General features: G+C 70.5%; 18 protein-coding genes. 16 read left to right on the top strand and 2 right to left on the bottom strand.

Annotated features, from left to right (window positions below):
* The first annotated feature begins 75 nt into the window (after positions 1 to 75).
* Positions 76 to 1,536 carry a fatty acid desaturase gene (locus E9934_RS20510; RefSeq protein ID WP_136564112.1) on the top strand — a complete coding sequence of 487 codons (1,461 nt, stop codon included), beginning with the start codon at positions 76 to 78 and terminating at the stop codon, positions 1,534 to 1,536.
* Positions 1,536 to 1,730 (top strand): ferredoxin, encoded by a 195-nt coding sequence (locus E9934_RS17075; protein ID WP_136564158.1) that lies wholly within the window; start codon positions 1,536 to 1,538, stop codon positions 1,728 to 1,730. The genes E9934_RS20510 and E9934_RS17075 overlap by 1 nt, the downstream gene beginning before the upstream one ends.
* Before the next feature lie 152 nt (positions 1,731 to 1,882).
* Here the strand turns inward: E9934_RS17075 and E9934_RS17070 are convergent, their stop codons facing one another.
* Positions 1,883 to 3,148 (bottom strand): PucR family transcriptional regulator, encoded by a 1,266-nt coding sequence (locus tag E9934_RS17070; RefSeq protein ID WP_136564111.1) that lies wholly within the window; start codon positions 3,146 to 3,148, stop codon positions 1,883 to 1,885.
* A 93-nt stretch (positions 3,149 to 3,241) separates the two neighbouring features.
* Positions 3,242 to 3,838 (bottom strand): TetR/AcrR family transcriptional regulator, encoded by a 597-nt coding sequence (locus E9934_RS17065; protein WP_158295049.1) that lies wholly within the window; start codon positions 3,836 to 3,838, stop codon positions 3,242 to 3,244.
* Between the two features lie 112 nt (positions 3,839 to 3,950).
* Here E9934_RS17065 and E9934_RS17060 point away from each other — a divergent pair, with 112 nt between their 5' ends.
* The 14 genes from E9934_RS17060 to E9934_RS16995 form a co-directional block, all read left to right on the top strand.
* Complete coding sequence (locus E9934_RS17060) at positions 3,951 to 5,144, top strand: thiolase family protein (protein ID WP_136564109.1); 1,194 nt, start codon at positions 3,951 to 3,953, stop codon at positions 5,142 to 5,144.
* A 193-nt stretch (positions 5,145 to 5,337) separates the two neighbouring features.
* Complete coding sequence (locus tag E9934_RS17055; RefSeq protein WP_136564108.1) at positions 5,338 to 6,102, top strand: 3-hydroxyacyl-CoA dehydrogenase; 765 nt, start codon at positions 5,338 to 5,340, stop codon at positions 6,100 to 6,102.
* Positions 6,099 to 7,286, top strand: a complete 1,188-nt coding sequence (locus E9934_RS17050) for an acyl-CoA dehydrogenase family protein (protein WP_136564107.1) — start codon at positions 6,099 to 6,101, stop codon at positions 7,284 to 7,286. The genes E9934_RS17055 and E9934_RS17050 overlap by 4 nt, the downstream gene beginning before the upstream one ends.
* Entirely contained in the window at positions 7,283 to 8,350 is a 1,068-nt protein-coding gene (locus E9934_RS17045) for an LLM class F420-dependent oxidoreductase (RefSeq protein WP_238695028.1), read from the top strand. Before E9934_RS17050 ends, E9934_RS17045 begins: the two co-directional genes overlap by 4 nt.
* Before the next feature lie 312 nt (positions 8,351 to 8,662).
* The gene (locus E9934_RS17040) at positions 8,663 to 9,463 is read left to right on the top strand and encodes an MlaE family ABC transporter permease (RefSeq protein ID WP_136564106.1); all 801 of its coding nucleotides are present in this window, start codon (positions 8,663 to 8,665) and stop codon (positions 9,461 to 9,463) included.
* 3 nt (positions 9,464 to 9,466) lie between these two features.
* The gene (locus E9934_RS17035) at positions 9,467 to 10,303 is read left to right on the top strand and encodes an MlaE family ABC transporter permease (RefSeq protein WP_136564105.1); all 837 of its coding nucleotides are present in this window, start codon (positions 9,467 to 9,469) and stop codon (positions 10,301 to 10,303) included.
* Positions 10,303 to 11,586, top strand: coding sequence for an MCE family protein (locus E9934_RS17030; RefSeq protein WP_136564104.1), 1,284 nt, complete (start codon positions 10,303 to 10,305; stop codon positions 11,584 to 11,586). Before E9934_RS17035 ends, E9934_RS17030 begins: the two co-directional genes overlap by 1 nt.
* Positions 11,583 to 12,605, top strand: a complete 1,023-nt coding sequence (locus tag E9934_RS17025; RefSeq protein ID WP_136564103.1) for an MCE family protein — start codon at positions 11,583 to 11,585, stop codon at positions 12,603 to 12,605. Before E9934_RS17030 ends, E9934_RS17025 begins: the two co-directional genes overlap by 4 nt.
* Complete coding sequence (locus tag E9934_RS17020) at positions 12,602 to 13,588, top strand: MCE family protein (RefSeq protein ID WP_136564102.1); 987 nt, start codon at positions 12,602 to 12,604, stop codon at positions 13,586 to 13,588. Before E9934_RS17025 ends, E9934_RS17020 begins: the two co-directional genes overlap by 4 nt.
* Positions 13,589 to 13,593: 5 nt before the next feature.
* The gene (locus tag E9934_RS17015) at positions 13,594 to 14,724 is read left to right on the top strand and encodes an MCE family protein (RefSeq protein WP_238695031.1); all 1,131 of its coding nucleotides are present in this window, start codon (positions 13,594 to 13,596) and stop codon (positions 14,722 to 14,724) included.
* Positions 14,724 to 15,980: an MlaD family protein gene (locus E9934_RS17010; RefSeq protein ID WP_136564100.1), complete on the top strand. Its 1,257-nt coding sequence runs from the start codon at positions 14,724 to 14,726 to the stop codon at positions 15,978 to 15,980. Before E9934_RS17015 ends, E9934_RS17010 begins: the two co-directional genes overlap by 1 nt.
* Complete coding sequence (locus tag E9934_RS17005) at positions 15,977 to 17,242, top strand: MCE family protein (protein ID WP_136564099.1); 1,266 nt, start codon at positions 15,977 to 15,979, stop codon at positions 17,240 to 17,242. The genes E9934_RS17010 and E9934_RS17005 overlap by 4 nt, the downstream gene beginning before the upstream one ends.
* On the top strand, positions 17,239 to 18,210 hold the full coding sequence (locus tag E9934_RS17000; protein ID WP_136564098.1) for a hypothetical protein: 972 nt from the start codon (positions 17,239 to 17,241) through the stop codon (positions 18,208 to 18,210). The genes E9934_RS17005 and E9934_RS17000 overlap by 4 nt, the downstream gene beginning before the upstream one ends.
* A 59-nt stretch (positions 18,211 to 18,269) precedes the next feature.
* Positions 18,270 to 18,606 (top strand): RsbRD N-terminal domain-containing protein (locus E9934_RS16995; protein ID WP_136564097.1); only part of this gene is annotated, 337 nt, incomplete at its 3' end.

Raw genomic sequence — 18,606 nt, 5'->3', positions numbered from 1 at the left:
AGAGCCCAATGCCCTTCGCGCGGGAGCGTAGGGACACCAGCGACGAGGACGTCGCTCGACCGGAGGAGGAATCCCATGGCCACGTACGCAACACGAGGAGCCGACGGCACCGTCGTTCCCTGGCGCGACAAGAAGCGCTACCTCTGGATCCTGGGACTCGTCGTCCCGCTCACGCCGATCGTCGGCATCGCGCTGTTCGAGGCGACCGACACGGCGCTGTTCTTCTGGCTGACGCCGGTCGTGTTCTTCGGACTGATCCCGCTGATCGACCTGGTCGCCGGCTACGACAACACCAACCCGCCGGACGACGTGATCGACGCGCTCGAGAACGACAAGTACTACCGCTGGGTGACCTACCTCTACCTGCCGGTGCAGTACGGCGGCTTCATCGCGGCGATCTGGTACCTCGCCACCACCGACATGTCGGTGCTCGCCAAGGTCGGACTCGCGATCTCGGTCGGCGTCGTCGGCGGGGTCGCGATCAACACCGCCCACGAGCTGGGCCACAAGCGCGAGTCGGTCGAGCGGTGGGCGTCCAAGATCGCCCTGGCCCAGACGTTCTACGGCCACTTCTACATCGAGCACAACCGCGGCCACCACGTCCGCGTCGCGACCCCCGAGGACCCGGCCAGCGCCCGGATGGGCGAGAGCGTCTATCGCTTCTGGCCGCGCACCGTGATGGGCTCGCTGAAGAGCTCGTGGGAGCTCGAGGCCAAGCGCTACCAGCGCAAGGGCACGCACCCCTTCCACCTCGGCAACGACGTGCTCAACGCCTGGCTGATGACCGTCGCCCTGTGGGGCGGCCTGATGCTGTGGCTCGGCCTGGCGTACGACGTCAACCCGCTCGGTCTGCTGCCGTACCTCGTCCTCCAGGCGATCGTCGGGTTCTCCCTGCTCGAGGTCGTCAACTACATGGAGCACTACGGCATGGTGCGCCAGAAGGTCGGCAAGGCGGGCAAGATGCGCTACGAGCGGGTCACCCCGGCGCACTCGTGGAACTCCAACAACATCGCCACCAACGTGCTGCTCTATCACCTGCAGCGCCACAGCGACCACCACGCGAACCCGACCCGTCGCTACCAGACGCTGCGCGACTTCAAGGACGCTCCCGTCCTGCCGACCGGCTACACCGGCATGATCGTGGTCGCCATGTTCCCGCCGGCCTTCCGGGCCCTCATGGACAAGCGCGTCATCGCCCACTACGACGGCGACCTGCGCCTGGCCAACCTCCACCCGGCCAAGCGCGAGAAGCTGCTGCGCAAGTACCCCGTCCCCGCCGAGCTGCTCGCCGCCGAGGCCGCCCAGCGCGAGGACGAGAGCGCGCACGAGTTCGCCGACGAGGTGCTCGCCGCCCAGTGCCCGGGATGCCACTACACCTACGAGGTCGCCGAGGGCAACGAGCTCGAGGGCTTCGCCGCCGGCACCGCCTGGAAGGACATCCCCGACGACTGGTGCTGCCCCGACTGCGGCGTACGGGAGAAGGTCGACTTCGTCGCCGTGGAGCCCGGCCGGCTCGGCCCGAAGGTCGGTGCGTGATGCACATCGTCGCGGACCTCGGCACCTGCGAGGGTCTCGGGATGTGCGAGTCGATGGCCAACGACTACTTCGAGGTCGACGACGACACCGAGCTCGTGACCGTGCTCGACGCCGCTCCGCCGGAGTCCGACCGCGCCCACGTCTTCGCCGCCGTCCAGGCCTGCCCGGTCCTCGCCCTCAAGCTCGAGGGCTGAGTCCCCCGACGCCACGAAGTGGGAGAAAAGGCCCGCCGAAGTGGGAGAAAAGGTCACCCGAGGTGGGAGGAACGATCGCCATCGCGGTCGAGCCTCCCACCTCGGGCCGCCTTTTCTCCCACTTCGCGGCGCGGGGAGTCCCACTTCGTGCGTCAGGAGTGGAAGAGCGTGTGGTGCTGCAGGGCCAGCCAGATCGTCGGGCTGGTGCGGGAGATGGGACGACCGAGGAGCTCCTCGGCCTGGCCGAGGCGGTAGCGCACGGTGTTGCGGTGGACGACCAGCTCCTTGGCGGCCTCCTCCGCACTGCCGCCGCGGGCGAGGAACGCCTCGAGGGTCTCGCGGAGGCGCTGGGTGCCCTCGTCGTCGCCGAGGAGCGGGCCGATCGTGCGGTCGACGAAGAGGTCGACCTCGGGGCTGCAACCCAGCAGGACGGGCAGCTCGACGTCGGTGTAGACGGCCAGCCAACGGTCGCCGTCAGGACTCGCCACCTGCAGCGCGCCCTGCGCCTCGCGGTGGCTGGCGACGAAGCCGGCGATGCCGGCCGTCGACGAGCCGACCCCGACGGTCACGCTGTCGTGGGAGATCTCCGACGACAACGCCGGCAGCGTGGCGAGATCGGGGGCGTCCCGGGTGCCGAGCCAGAGCCAGAGCTGCCGGCCACCCGGCTTGACGATCAGGGGCTTGCTGGCGCCGATCCGGCGGGCGAGCTCGTTGCCGACGGCCTCCAGGGACCCGGCGCGCTCGGCATCGGTGGCCGAGAGCACCAGCGCCGTGTGGTGGACGGTGATCGGGTAGCCGCCGAGTGACGCCGACGCCTCGCGCGGATCGGTGAGCTCGCCGGCCAGGACGGCCTGTGCGGCCTCGAAGCGCTGCGCGGCCGCCCCGGCGAGTGCCTTGGCGCGCGCGGCCTGGTAGGTCTCGGTGGTCGCCCCCACCGAGTCGTCGAGCCAGCTCGCCGCGCGCCCCCAGAAGTGGATCAGCAGGTCGGCCCGGTCGATCCCCGGCGCGATCTCGCCGCCGAGACCGGCGATCACCTCGGCGACGTACTCCCAGACCTCCTGTTGCGCCACGCGATAGATGCGGGTGAGGGTCTCGAGCGGGATCTGACGCTCGGCCATGTCCTCGGCGAGACGTACGGCGGCGTCGACCAGGTGGAAGTGCTGCTCCGACTGCGCGAACTCCCCCAGGAAGGCCAGCCAGTGCTCGCGGACGGCGCCGCGGATCTCCTCGGTGAGGTCGTCGGCCCGGGACGAGGGCGCGGCGAGCTCGGGGAAGGACGCCTCGAGGCGTCGTACGACGCGGTCGACCCACGCGTCGACCCGCTCGGGTCGCGCCTCCTCGGCGACATAGGACAGCACCCACGTCGCGATCTCCGGGGGCATGGCTTGGGCGGGCACCAGCATCTCCTTGGTCGGCACCGGGACAGCCTCACGCTAGTCCTCTCCGCGACGGTTGTGCAGGAGGACAAGGAACCGGTCGTCCGTCGTGCACTGGCCCGCACGGGGATGGGCTCAGCCGTCGAGGAGCACCGTGCGCATGAGCTGCTTCAACCGCTCGACGTGACGCCGGGTCGGCTCTGCGCGGGGGTCGAACGACGTCGTCAGCGCCATGCCGCGCAGGCTGGTGAAGAGGATGTCGCGGGCACCCTCGTAGCCGTCGCGGGACGCGAGCTCGTCACCGAAGAAGCCGTCCATCGCGGCGCGGACCGCTCGGGCGATCTCGCGCTCACCGGGCAGCAGCGCGTCACGGAGGTCCTCGTGGGTGCGGGCGGCGATCCACAGCTCGGTCGCGGCCCAGAAGTAGCCCTGGGTGAAGGTGAGCGCCATCCGCTCGACGACGGCGTCGATGCGCTCGCCGAGGTCGGCGGGCCAGGTGTGCTCGCTGGGCAGCTCGCCGACGCGAGCCTTCGCGAGGTGCTGTGACGCGGCGATCAGGAGGGCGTCCCGGGACGGGAAGTGGTGGAGGAGGCGGCCGCGGGAGACGCCGGCGCGCTCCTGGATCCGCACGGTCGAGGCGCCGCTGTAGCCGTGCTCGAGCATCACCTCGACGGCCGCGTCGAGGATGCGGCGCTGGACGTCGATCGTGCGGCTCTGGACGGCACGCGCCATGTGGCGATCCTCTCGTTGCCGCATCAGGTGGGTGACAAACGGCGGAGTCGAAGGCTACTCTCAGCCTAACCAGTCAGCACTGACTGGTTAATCATCCGGCCTGGAGGTCCTCGTGTCCACTCCCGTCATCGTCGACGTCGTCCGTCTCGCGTCCGGCAAGGGCAAGCCCGGCGGCGCCCTGTCCGGGACCCACCCCACCTCGATGCTCGTCCACGTCCTGAAGGCGACCGTCGAGCGCAACGGGCTCGACCCCGCGCTCGTCGACGACGTCATCACCGGCTGCGTCATGCAGGCCGGCGAGCAGTCGCTCAACATCGGCCGCGCCGCCGTCCTCGGCGCCGGCTTCCCCGAGTCCGTCCCCGCCACCACCATCGACCGCGCGTGCGGCTCCAGCCAGCAGGCGGTCCACTTCGCCGCGCAGGGCATCGCCGCCGGGGCGTACGACGTCGTGATCGCCGCCGGCGTCGAGTCGATGAGCCGCGTGCCGATGGGCACCACCACCCTCGGCAAGGACAGCCTCGGTCCCGAGGTCCACGCGCGCTACCCCGACGGCCTGGTCAACCAGGGCGTCTCCGCCGAGCTGGTCGCCCGCAAGTGGAAGCTCGACCGCGAGACGCTCGACGCCTACTCCGCCGAGTCGCACCGTCGCGCCGCCGACGCCATCGCCTCCGGCTTCTTCGACAAGGAGATCGTGCCGATCTCGGTCACCGACGCGGACGGCAACACCGTCGAGCACAAGGTCGACGAGACCGTCCGCGCGAGCACCACCGCCGAGGGCCTCGGCGGCCTCCGGCCAGCGTTCCGGACCGACGAGTTCGCCGCCCGCTTCCCCGACATCGAGTGGCAGATCCACCCCGGCAACTCCTCGCCGTTCACCGACGGCGCGTCCGCCGCGCTCATCATGAGCGAGGAGATGGCCGGCAAGCTCGGCCTCACCCCGCGCGCCCGCTTCGTGTCGTACGCCGTGTGCGGCGACGACCCGCTGCTCATGCTCACCGCCCCCATCCCCGCGACCCAGAAGGCCCTCGCCAAGGCAGGTCTGGGCATCGACGACATCGACGCCTACGAGGTCAACGAGGCTTTCGCCCCCGTCCCGCTCGCCTGGGCCCACGACCTCGCCGCCGACCCCGCGAAGCTCAACCCGCGTGGTGGCGCCATCGCTCTCGGCCACGCGCTCGGCTCCTCCGGAACCCGCCTGCTGGCGACCCTCGTCAACCAGCTCGAGGCCACCGGCGGTCGCTACGGCATCCAGACGATGTGCGAGGCCAACGGCATGGCCAACGCAACACTGATCGAGCGTATTTGACCGAGCGTGTCGCCGGTCGAGGACCTCGCACGGACCCTTCGGGCCCGCGGTCGGCCCTCGACGCGCTGCGCGCGGGCGCCACGCTGCCGGTCGCGCAGTTGTCTCGCGTAGGTCCCGCCTTGGCCTGGCGGCAAGCCGACAGTTGTCGGGCCGGACGACTATCCACTCATCACCACTGAAGGAACTCATCACCATGCAGATCAACGACACCGTCGCCCTCGTCACCGGCGGCGCCTCCGGCCTGGGCCGCGCCACCGTCGAGGCCCTCCTCGAGAAGGGCGGCAAGGCCGTCATCCTCGACCTGCCCGGTGGTCCCGGCGAGGTCGCCGCGAAGGAGCTCGGCGACGCCGTCCTCTTCGTCCCCGGCGACGTCCGCAGTGAGGACGACGTCCTGGCCGCGATCGCCGCGGCCGCCGAGCTCGGCACGCTCCGGGTGGTGGTCAACTGCGCCGGCACCGGCGACGCGATCAAGACCGTCGGCAGGGACAACACGCCCTACCCCTATGACAAGTTCCAGCGGATCATCGAGATCAACCTGCTGGGCACGTTCAACGTCCTCCGGCTCACCGCGGCCCACATGGCCGGTCTGGACCTGCTGGGCGAGGAGCGCGGCGTCATCATCAACACCGCCTCCGTGGCCGCCTTCGACGGCCAGATCGGCCAGGCGGCGTACTCCGCATCCAAGGGCGGCGTCGTCGGCATGACCCTCCCGATCGCCCGCGACCTGTCGACCATCGGCATCCGCGTGGTCACCATCGCGCCGGGCCTCTTCGACACCCCGCTGCTGGCGTCGCTGCCGGAGGAGGCCCGCGCGAGCCTCGGTCAGCAGGTGCCGCACCCGTCGCGTCTCGGCGACCCGAAGGAGTACGGCGCCCTCGCGGCCCACGTCGTCGAGAACCCGATGCTCAACGGCGAGACCATCCGCCTCGACGGCGCGATCCGGATGGCACCTCGATGAGCTCGCTCAACCTCCGCGGCGGCTTCTACACCGAGGACCACGAGGCCTACCGCGCCTCGGTCCGCGAGTTCGTGCGCCGCGAGGTCGAGCCGCACCACCTCGACTGGGAGGAGGAGCGGCTCGTCCCGCGCAGTGCGTGGGAGGCGGCCGGTGCCAACGGCATCCTCGGCCTCGCCGTGCCGGAGGAGTACGGCGGCGGCGGGGAGCCGGACTTCCGCTACCCGATGGTGGTGGCCGAGGAGCTCGCGACGATCGGCGCGTCGTCCTACTGCCTGGGCCTGCGGCTCCAGGACGACATCGTGCTGCCCTACCTGCTGGAGCTGTGCACCGAGGAGCAGAAGCGGCGCTGGCTGCCGGGGGCGGCGTCCGGCGAGATCGTGCTGGCGATCGCGATGACGGAGCCGGGCGCGGGCAGCGACCTGCAGGGCATCCGTGCCAACGCGGTCCGCGACGGCGACGGCTGGATCCTCAACGGGCAGAAGACCTTCATCACCAACGGCATCAACGCCGACCTGGTGATCGTCTTCGCCCGCACCGACCCCGACGCCGGATCGCGGGGCTACAGCCTCCTCGTGGTCGAGCGCGACGACCCGGGCTTCTCGCGCGGCCGCAAGCTCGACAAGATCGGCCTCGCCGGCCAGGACACGGCCGAGCTGGTCTTCGAGGACGTCCGGGTCGGGCCGGACAACGTGCTCGGCGAGATCGGCCAGGGCCTCATCTACCTGATGCAGCGGCTGCCCAAGGAGCGGCTGTCGTTGGCCGCCCAGGCGCTCGCCGCCGCCGAGGCAGCCGTGCGCTGGACGCAGGACTACGTGTTCGACCGGACGGCGTTCGGCCAGCGGGTCGGCGACCTGCAGGCCACCCGGTTCGAGCTCGCCGAGCTGGAGACGGAGGTCGAGATCACCCGCGCCTACATCCAGAACGCCGCACTCGCGCTCAACGACGGCACCCTCACCACGGCCGAGGCGTCCAAGGCCAAGCTCTGGGCGACGGAGATGCAGGTCCGCGTCACCACCCGCTGCCTGCAGCTGTTCGGCGGCTACGGCTACATGAACGAGTACCCGATCGGTCGGGCCTTCCGCGACAGCCGGGTGCAGACCATCTACGGCGGCACCAGCCAGGTGATGAAGGAGATCATCGGCCGCGACATCGCCGGCCGCTACCCGAAGGACGCGACTCGATGAATCACCCCACCAACCCGATCAAGCTCGGCATGGTCATCGACTACGCCGGGGGCTTCGACGAGACCGTCGAGCTGATGCTGGCCTACGAGCAGGCCGGCCTCGAGCTGGCCGCGGTGCCCGAGGCCTACTCCTTCGACGGTGTCAGCCAGCTCGGCTACCTCGCCGCCAAGACCGAGAAGCTCGAGCTCATGTCGGCGATCTTCCAGATCTACTCCCGGACCCCGGCGCTGCTCGCGATGACGGCGGCCGGTCTGGACTTCGTCTCCGGTGGCCGATTCATCCTCGGCCTCGGTGCCAGCGGCCCGCAGGTGGTCGAGGGCTTCCACGGCGTGAAGTACGACGCCCAGCTCGGCCGCACCCGCGAGGTCGTCGACATCTGCCGCCAGGTGTGGCGCCGCGAGCCGGTCAACCACCGGGGCAAGCACTACACCGTCCCGTTGACGAAGGAGGACGGCGGGTCGGGCCTCGGCAAGCCGCTGAAGCTCATCAATCACCCGGTGCGCAGCGACGTCCCGATCTCGATCGCCGCTCTCGGGGAGAAGAACGTCGCCCTCGTCGCGGAGATCTCCCAGGGGTGGCAGCCGCTGTTCTTCCATCCGCTCAAGGCGCAGCAGGCGTGGGGCGACGCGCTCGCCGCCGGCTTCGACAAGCGCGACCCCGCGCTGGGGGAGCTCGACATCCAGCTGCAGGTCAACTTCCACGTGGGCGAGCCGCCCGCGGAGGTGGTGCAGAAGGTGCGTGACCAGCTGGCGCTCTACATCGGCGGCATGGGTGCGCGGGACAAGAACTTCTACAACCAGCTCACCGTCCGCTACGGCTACGAGGACGCGGCCAGGGAGATCCAGGATCTCTACCTCGCCGGACAGAAGGCGGAGGCCGCGGCCGCCGTACCCGCCGACCTCGTCGAGGCCGTCACCCTGATGGGTGACGAGGACTCGATCCGGCGCCAGGTCGCGGAGTTCGAGGCCGCCGGGGTCCGGACCTTCCTGGTCAACCCGATGGCCGCCGACCCGGCCGACCGCATCGAGCACGTCCGGACCCTCGCGCGCATCTGCCGGGGGTAGTCCGGAGGTCCCGCCGCTGTCCTCGGGCCCGCCGGCCCGAGGACAGGAGCCGCGCCAACTGGTGCAGATGAACAACTGCGCCATCGATCCTTGGGCAACCGAACCAAGCGAGTGATGGTCGTCACCCCGTGGAATGGGCTCCGCGATGACGCCCGGCACAGGGGCGTCAGCGATCCATGGGGACTTGATGGCTGCTCACGACGGCGCGCTGCGCCTCGCCCTGGTCGCGTCGGCGCGGCCGGCTGTGCCCCTGGCCGCGCCGGCTGCATCGTCGCGAGTGTCACCGCGCACCGCGACGAGGATGTGCGGCTGATGGCCACCCACGCCTCGGTCGACCCGCGCCCGTTCCCCGGACGCATGGCGCTGGTGCACACCGGTCGCCTGTTCGCGCTCGCGCTGGACGTGATCGTCTACACGTTCCGTCCGCCGTTCCAGTTCCGTGAGTTCATCGAGCAGTCGTGGTTCATCGCCCGGGTGGCCTCCCTGCCCACGGCGCTGTTCGCGATCCCGTTCGGTGCGACCATCTCGCTGCTGCTCTACCAGCTCCTCGACCAGTTTGGTGCGGCCTCGGCCACCGGCGCCGGCGGCGTCCTGGCGATCACCCAGCAGGCGGCCCCGATCGTCACCGCACTCCTCATCGCCGGCGCCGGCGGCAGTGCCATTGCCGCCGACCTCGGTGCGCGCACGATCCGCGAGGAGATCGACGCGATGCGGGTGCTGGGCATCGACCCGGTGCGTCGCCTCGTCGTCCCGCGCGTCCTCGCGATGATGTACGTCGCCGCGGTGCTCAACGGACTCGCGTCGGTCGTCGGCGTGGCCGGCGGCTACTTCTTCAACGTGATCGTCCAGGGCGGCACGCCCGGCGCCTACATCAGCAGCTTCAACCTGCTCGCCCAGGCGCCCGACATCTTCGTGAGCGAGCTCAAGGCCGTCGTCTTCGGCTTCGTCGCCGGCATCATCGCCGCCTACCGCGGTCTCAACCCGCCGCCGGGCGCCCGCGGCGTCGGGGACGCGGTCAACCAGACCGTCGTCATCTCGTTCATTGCCGTCTACATGATCAACCTCGTCATGACCCAGGTCTACCTGCTGGTCGTGCCGCCGAAGGGGCTGTGAGCGATGAGTGCACTCGACAACTGGTTCCGCAGGTCCAGCTCGGCCACCGTCCAGACCCTCGCCGACATGGGGGATCAGGTCTCCCTCTACGGCAAGGCGATCAAGGGCACTCCCCACGCGCTGCGCCACTACCGCAAGGAGATCCTGCGGCTGCTGGGGACGACGACCTTCGGCAGCGGTGGCCTCGCCGTCATCGCCGGCACGGCGGGCGTGATGTTCGCCCTGTCGCTCTTCGTCGGCTCCCTCGTCGGCCTGCAGGGCTTCCGTGGCCTCGACACCCTCGGCGCCTCGGCACTGACCGGATTCATCACCGCCTTCTTCAACACCAGGGACATCGCGCCCCTGGTCGCCGGGATCGCGCTGACGGCCACGGTCGGCGCGGGCTTCACCGCCGAGATCGGTGCGCAACGGATCTCGGAGGAGATCGACGCGCTCGAGGTGATGGCGGTGCCGTCGGTGCCCTTCCTCATCACGACCCGGCTGATCGCGGGCACGATCGCGGTCATCCCGCTCTACGTGGTGGGGATCCTCGCGTCGTACGTCTCGGCGCGGCTGAACGTGGTCTACGTCAACGGGCTCTCGGCCGGGACCTATGACCACTACTTCCAGCTCTTCCTGCCACCCGGGGACGTGCTCCTGTCCTTCCTGAAGACGGTGATCTTCGCCTTCATGGTCATGCTCGTGCACTGCTACTACGGCTTTCGCGCGAGCGGCGGCCCGGCCGGCGTGGGTGTCGCCGTCGGCCGCGCGGTCCGCCTGTCGCTGGCGGGCATCGGCATCCTCGACTTCTTCCTGACGCTCGTGTTCTTCGGCACCGCTCCCTCGGTGACGGTGGCGTGATGGCGACGCGGACCCCCTCGCCGGCGCGGCTTCCCCTGCTGGGCCTCATGATGCTCGTCGTCATCGTCGGTCTCGGCGTGGCGGCGGTCGCCGACTACCAGGGCGCCTTCACCTCGACCACCAGGGTCTCCCTGTTCGTCCCGGACGCCGGCAACCAGCTCAGCGTGGGGGCGCAGGTCAAGCTGCGCGGCGCGGTGCTCGGCACGGTCGACGAGATCGAGCCCGCCGACGACGGCGCGCGCCTGACCCTCGCCCTCGATCCCGACAAGACGCACCTCGTCCCGGTCGACACGGTCGCGCGGATCCTGCCCAAGACTCTGGTCGGCCAGGACTACGTCGACCTGGTCGTCCCCGCGAACGCGAGCTCGCAGACCGTCGGCGACGGTGACGAGATCCAGCGCGACACCAGCGCCGCGTCCGCCAACCTCGAGGGCGCGCTCGACAAGCTCCTGCAGGTCCTCCGGGCCGTCCCCGCGCAGCAGGTGGCCTCGACGCTCAACGCGGTGTCCACCGCGCTCGAGGGTCGCGGCGAGGAGCTGGGCACCACCCTCACCACGCTGCAGACCTACCTCGACGGCCTCAACCCGGCGCTGCCGGAGCTCACCGCCGACCTGCGGGCCCTTGCCGAGTTCAGCGACACCTACGACACGGCCGCGCCGGACCTGCTGGCGGCCATGGACGACCTGGCGACGACCGCCGACACCGTGACCGAGCAGCGCGGCAACCTGCAGGCACTCTTCGGCGACCTGAGCGACACCAGCCGCAGCCTGCGCGACTTCCTGCGGGACAACGAGGACAACCTGATCGGTCTCGTCGACGTGTCCCGCTCGACACTGACGACGCTGGCGACCTATGCGCCGGAGTATCCCTGCCTCATCGAGCAGCTCGCCGGTGTCGTGCCGCGGATCGACGCGATCTTCGGCAAGGGAGAAGAGCGCCCGGCGCTCAACGTCACGCTGCGGGTGACCAACAGCCGCGGCAAGTACGTCCCCGGTGACGAGCCGGAGTACGTCGACACCCGCGGCCCCCAGTGCTACGACATCGTCCGCTACGCGCCGCAGTACCCCGCGGAGGGACCGTTGCGTGACGGCTCCTACGCCCCACCGGCCGCGGCCCGGCCGGACGGCGGGCTCCAGTCGCTGCCGCAGCCGGCCAGGTCCGGCGACCCCGCCGGCTCGCCCGCCGAGGCCGATCTCCTCAACGGACTGCTGGGCACCGACGGCGCCATCGCATCCCTCCTGCTCGGACCGATCCTGCGCGGAAGCGAGGTGAGCGCACGATGACGTCGATCTGGGGACCGCTCGTCAAGCTCTCCGTCTACACGGTGACCATCTTCGTGGCAACCGCGCTGCTGCTCATGGTGATCGTCAACGGCCGGACCGGTGAGTCCGAGACCTTCCATGCCGTCTTCGAGGACGCCAGCTGCGTCGCCCCCAACGACAACGTCAAGATCGCGGGGGTGACCGCCGGCAAGGTCAGTGACGTGCGGGTCGTCGACCGCAACCGGGCCGAGGACGAGTTCACCCTCGACAAGGGGATCGAGCTGCCGGAGACGGTGCGGATCGAGATCGAGTACGAGAACCTCATCGGCGACCGCTACCTGGACCTCCAGCGCCCACAGCAGCCTGAAGCCCCGGCCCTGGAGCCGGGCAGCACGATCGGGCTCGACCGCACCAAGCCGGCGCTCAACCTGACGGTGCTCTTCGGCGGCTTCAAGCCGCTCTTCCAGGCGCTCGAGCCCGACCAGGTCAACCGGTTCGCCGAGGACGTGCTGCAGACCCTCCAGGGCGAGCGCGGCACGGTCGACCAGCTGGTGCAGCAGACGGCGTCCCTGACGAACACGATCGCCGACCGCGACACCGTCATCGGCCAGCTCGTCGACGACCTCAACGTCGTGCTCGGCACCGTCTCGTCTCGTGACAGCGAGCTTTCCAGCCTGCTGCTCCAGCTGCAGCGCTTCGTCACGGGCCTGTCCGAGGACCGCGACGTGATCGGTCCCGCCATCACGTCGATCAGCCAGCTGACCCAGAGCGTGGCCGGCCTGCTGGTCGACGCCCGTGGCCCGCTCGAGGACGACATCGTCGCGCTCGGTGAGCTCGCGACCCACCTCGACCGCGGCAAGGGTGCCATCGCCGACGAGCTGGCCGTCATCCCGCAGCTCCTCGGCCGGATCAACCGCACGGCCAGCTACGGGTCGTGGTTCCAGTTCTACCTCTGCGACATGGGCGGATCCCTGACGAGCGGCGGCGGTCGCACCGGCATCACTGCCTACTCCAACACGGCCGAGAGGTGCTCGCGATGAGGTCCTTCCAGAGCCGCAACCCGATCCCCATCGCCCTGATCGGGGGCGTGCTGCTCCTCCTTGTCGTGGTCGCCGCCTACAACACCGACAAGCTGCCGCTGATCGGTGACGGACCCACCTACACCGCGGAGTTCGAGAACGCCGCGGGCATCCGCTCCGGCAACCCGGTCAAGGTCGCCGGTGTCGTGGTCGGCCGGGTCAAGGAGGTCGGGCTGGACGGCACGGCCGTCGACGTCACCTTCACGGTCGACGAGGCGTGGATCGGCGACGAGTCGAGCGCCTCGGTGCAGCTCAACACGCTGCTCGGGCAGCGCTACCTGGCGATCGACCCGCAGGGCGAGGACGCGCTCGCCGAGGGCGGCACGATCCCGCTCGCCCGCACGGACACGCCCTACGACATCATCCCGGCGATCAACAAGCTGTCCCAGACGGTCGGTGAGATCGACACCGACGCCCTGGCCGAGTCGCTCGACGCCCTGTCCGACACCTTCGCCGACACCCCGGACGACGTGCAGGCCGCTTTCCGGGGCCTCTCGCGGCTCTCGGCGACCGTCACCAAGCGCAACCGGGGGCTGGGCCAGCTCCTCGAGCGCACGGACGTGGTGGCGGGCACCCTCGCCGAGCGCGACACCCAGATCGAGCAGCTCGTGCGGGACGTCAACCCGCTGCTCGCCGAGCTGACCCTCCGCCGTGAGGCGATCCACTCCCTGCTCGTCGGCACCCAGGACCTGAGCACCCAGCTCAGCGGTCTCGTGGAGGACAACCAGGCGACGCTGCGCCCCGCGCTCACGCGCCTCGCCAACGTGGCCGACGTGCTCGCCGAGAACGAGATGAACATCGACGCCAGCATCAAGGCGCTGGATCCCTACGTGCACCTGTTCACCAATGCCGTGGGAGTCGGTCGGTGGTTCGACGCCTACGTCTGCGGACTCCTGCCGCTGCCACTCGCCGGCGTCAACGCCGAAGGATGTGAGTCGTCGTGACCACGATGCTGAGGAACGGCAAGGTCGTGGCGCTGGTCGTCGGCCTCGCGCTCGTCGCCGCACTGCTGCTCGGGATGGGCAAGCGCGACTCCGGGACCACGGTGACCGTCTACTTCACGTCCGCCAGCGCCCTCTATGCGGGCAACCCGGTCGAGGTCCTCGGCGTGCCGGTGGGGAGCGCCGAGTCGGTGACGCCCGAGGCGGGCCGGGTCAAGGTGGTGCTGAGCCTCGACGAGGGTGTCGACCTTCCCGCCGACGTCCAGGCCTTCCAGGTCGCCCCGAGCCTCATCAGCGGACGGACCATCCAGCTCGCTCCGGCGTACGACGAGGGCGAGAAGCTGGCGGACGGCGCGACGATCCCGGTGGAGCGCAGCCAGGTGCCGCTCGACGTCAACGACCTCTACAACAGCGCGCAGGAGCTCACCGACGCGCTCGGACCGGAGGGTGCCAACAAGGACGGGGCGCTCACCCGCGCCCTCGACGTCCTCGCCGACAACCTCGAGGGCAACGGGGAGAGCCTGGCCAGCGCGATCAGTGGTCTCGCCGACGCATCGGGCGTGCTCGCCGGCTCCCGCGAGGATCTGACGGGGACGGTCCAGGGCCTCCAGACCTTCGTGTCGACCCTCGCCGAGAACGACGCCGACGTCCGGGACCTCAACACCCAGCTCGCGACGGTGTCGGAGTTCCTGGCCGACGACCGGACCGAGCTGTCGGCGGCCCTGAGTGAGCTCTCGACCGCGCTCGTCGACATGGCCGGCTTCGTGAAGGACAACCGTGGCGTCCTGCGCCGCAACGTCACCAAGCTGACCCGGGTCACCCGGGTGCTCGTGCGCAACCGCGACCGTCTTGCCTCGATCGTCGACGAGGCCCCCGCGGGCCTGGGCAACCTGCTCAACGCCTATGACGCCGCGGGCGGCACCCTGGACGTGCGCATGGATGTCAACGAGCTCATGCTCGGGCCCAGCGCCCTGGTGTGCGAGCTCATCAGCCGGGGCACGCCCGGCCAGCTGCCGGCAGGGTTGTCGTCGCTGTGCCAGGGCTCGATCGGAGCGCTCACCACGCAGGTGCCGAGCGTCGCCCAGCTGTTGGCCGTGCTGCAGGGCAGCGCGCCCCAGCTCGTCGGAGGGGAGCGGTGATGGCAGCGCTGAGGGCGGGCCGGCTGCGACGCGCCCTGGCCGCTGCGGTGGCGGGCGGTCTCGCCGCCACGGCGAGCGGGTGCGGTCTCCTCGAGGACGGGGCCTACGACCTGCCGCTGCCGGGCGGCGCCGACCTCGGTGACGACCCCCGGACCGTGGAGATGCACTTCCAGTCGGTCGAGGGACTGGTGCCGAAGTCGACGGTCAAGGTGGACAACGTGGCTGTCGGACGGATCGAGGACATCGAGATCGACGAGAGCACCTGGACGGCCGTCGTGACCGCATCGGTCAACGACGACGTCGACCTGCCGACGGACGTCGGCGCCCGGGTCCGGCGCAGCAGCCTCCTCGGTGAGTGGTACGTCGAGCTGGTCCGGCCCGGTGACGCGTCGTCGGCCTCTGCCTCGGGCAGGGCGGGCACCACGGACGTGGCGGCCGCCGCGGCCGACACCGCCGAAGGGTCCATCACCATCCCCCTCGAGCGCACGGGTGGCTCGGCACGCGTCGACGAGGTGCTGGGCGCGCTGTCCCTGCTGCTCAACAACGGTGGACTTCCGCAGCTGAACACGATCATGACCGAGCTCAACCAGGCAATGGAGGGCAACGAGCCGCAGCTGCGCGCGCTGCTCTCCGACCTGACCGAGTTCACCGGTCAGCTCGACACCCATCGCGACGACGTCGTGAAGGCGCTCGACGGCCTGGCCAGGCTCAGTCGCACGCTGCGGAGCAACAACCGCCAGATCGCGCGGACCCTCGACGCCATCCCCGAGGGGCTGGAGGTCCTGGCCGACCAGCGACCCCAGCTGGTCGGGCTGCTGCGCTCCCTCGACGAGCTCTCCGACGTCACGGTGCGCGTGGTGAACCAGTCGCAGGAGGACATGGTCGCCGACCTGCACCTGCTCAAGCCGATCCTGCGCAACCTCGCCCAGGCGGGGAAGGACATCCCACAGGCCCTGCAGATCGCGGCGACCTTCCCATTCACCCCGGCAGCGATGGACGCCACCCCTGGCGACTACGTCAACCTGGACGTCAAGGTCGACCTCGACCTCGGCGCGGTCCTCGGCACCCTGCTGGCCTCGCGCCAGCCCCTGGAGCTGGGCGGACAGGTCGTGCCCAACCCGCTGGCGATCCTCGACCCGGACCCGACGACCGACGCTGCGCCGACAGCAGGGGAGCCGGCTGCCGGCGACAGCGGGACGCCGGCACCGACCGTCGTCTCCGACCTGCTCGGCCTGCTGCTGGGAGGACGCTCATGATCTCGCGCCGGACCAAGATCCACACCGTTGTCTTCGTCGCCCTCGCCAGCTCCGGCGTGTGCTACGTCGGTGCGAAGTACGCCGGGCTCGAGGGCCTGGTCCGTGACACGTCCTACACGGTGTCGATGGAGCTCGCCGACTCCGGCGGCATCTTCACCAACGCCGAGGTCACCTACCAGGGCGTCACGGTCGGACGGGTCGGCGAGCTGCGCCCGACGGACGAGGGCGTCACGGTGGACCTGGTCATCGACAACGACGCGGAGGAGATCCCTGCCGACGGCCTCCGCGCCGACGTCAAGAACCTCTCCATCATCGGTGAGCCCTACGTCGACCTCACCGCCCCCACCGGTGCCGACGGGCCTGCCCTCGCGGAGGGCTCGGTCATCGAGGCCTCCCAGACCACCACGCCGGTGGCGCCTGCCGTGCTGCTCTCCGGTCTCAACGGTCTGCTCGACTCCGTCCCGCAGGACTCGTTGTCCATGGTGCTGGACGAGCTCGACACCGCCTTCTCGGGCACCGGGCCCGACCTCGCGCGGCTGCTCGACAACACCTCGGTGCTGGTCGAGTCGGCCAACGACGTACTGCCCGAGACCATCAGGCTGATCCGGGACGGCGCCACGGTGCTCCGCACCCAGAACGACTCCTCCAACAGCATCAGGTCCTTCTCGAAGGACCTGCGCGCGCTGGCCGGAGAGCTCGAGTCCAGCGACCCCGACCTGCGCCGCGTCATCTCCGCCGGCCCGACCCTCGCGGAGCAGGCGCTGGCACTGCTCGAGGAGAGCGGCCCCGGTCTGGGCCAGCTCGTGGCGGACCTGCTCACCACCGGCCGGCTCGCCGAGCCGCGCAACGCCGCCCTGCGACAGCTGCTCATCGCCTACCCGATGCTGGCGCGGGCGACCTACTCCGCGGTCCCCGGCGACGGGACGGTCCACTTCGGACTGGTCCTCAACGCCTTCGACCCCCTGCCCTGCACCAGGGGCTACGAGACCACAGTCCGCCGTCCCGGGACGGACACGACCGACGTGCCCGTCAACCCCGCCGCGACGTGCGCCGAGCCGCGCGGCAGCGCCATCGCCGTACGCGGATCGCAGAACGCGCCCCGAGCCGGAGTCCCGTCCGCCGCCGAGGCCACCGCCGGCGGCGCGTCCGCCTCAGCGCAGCCGCGGATCTCGCCGGAGCTGCTGACCGAGCTCCAACGCCTGATGAGCCAGGCGGCACCACTCCTCGTGACCGATCCCGTCCAGATCCTGGAGGCCAGATGAGCACCGACACCGAGCAGCCGAGCGTGCGAGCCGTGCGGACCGAGTCCGGGTCGGGCGACGGCTCACCGCTGGTCGCGACCCTGCGCCGTCCATCTCGCCCGGTGATCATCGCGGCGGTCCTCGTCGCGCTCCTGTTGGCGGGTGGGATCGCGATCAACCGCGGCGTCATGCCCTGGCAGGACGGGGGCGACGGGGCCGCGGACCGTGCCGCGGCGCTGACGGCGGCTCGCACCGCGGCCACGACCCTCACTACGCTCGACGCGGCGGCTCCGGAGGAGTCCGTGGCTGCCTGGGCCGAGGTCACGACGGGTGAGCTCGCGGAGGCTGTCGGCGCCGGAGAGGCGGACTTCCAGAAGCTCATCACGAGTGGCGGCTTCGACACCTCGTCGACGATCCAGGAGGCCGCCGTCGCGACCTTCGACGGTGACGCCGGCGTGGCCGAGGTACTGGTCGCGATCGACGTGCAGCTGACCCCGCAGCGGGGACAGGGCACCACCGAGCGGCTGAGCCTCGCCGTCACGGTGGAGGAGGTCGACGACAGCTGGAAGGCCAGTGCCCTGGCACCGCTCGGCAGTGGCGACACGGTCGGGGGTGGGTCTGACGCCCTCTCCGCCGACATCGCCACCGACGTCGCCTCCGCGATGGTGAGCCTGTGGTCCTACGACCACCGCCGTCTCGCCGGGGTGGAGTCGCTTGCCCCGATCACCACGCCCGACTTCCTCGACGAGTACGCCGCGACGTACCAGGAGATCGAGCGGCTCGCCCCGCAGGCGAAGGCGGTCGTCAAGGCTCGGGTGACGGGCATCGCCACCATCGCGGAGGACGGGGACCGGGCCACGGTCCTGGTGTTCCTGACCCAGCGCGCCCGCAAGGGCGGCGGCAAGGCGACGACGGCCGACACGCGACTCCGGGTCGCGGTGGAGAAGGTCGACGGGCAGTGGCGCGTCGACGGGGTCACCCCGCTCTGACGACGCCGGAAACAGCTCGACTGCATTCGGATCCGCCTCATGTCGAGTACGGTCGCCCGATGATGGCCATCGATCAGGAGCTCAAGGGCTGGATCGCTGAGTTCGTGGGCGCCCAGTCCGAGGGTTCTGCCGTCGAGACCTGGGTCAATCACGTGCTCGGCAGGATCGTCGACGCTGTCCCGCAGGTCCGTGACGACGCCGCCCTGCAGAGCGTGGTGCGCAGCGCCTGCGACGCCCACTGGCGCTCCTTCCTTGCCAACCTGGGCCAACCCACCCAGACATTCCACCTGGTCCAGGAGGCCCGAGAGGTGCCGATGGTCGTTGCCCAGCACGGCTATGGGCTCCCGGTCATCTTCGAGATCTACACGGCGGGCGAGCAGGCGGTGTGGGAGTTCA

It is taken from the genome of Nocardioides caeni (assembly GCF_004912195.1).
GTDB classification, from domain to species: Bacteria; Actinomycetota; Actinomycetes; order Propionibacteriales; family Nocardioidaceae; genus Nocardioides; species Nocardioides caeni.
This window is presented reverse-complemented; position numbering and strand designations above follow the sequence as displayed.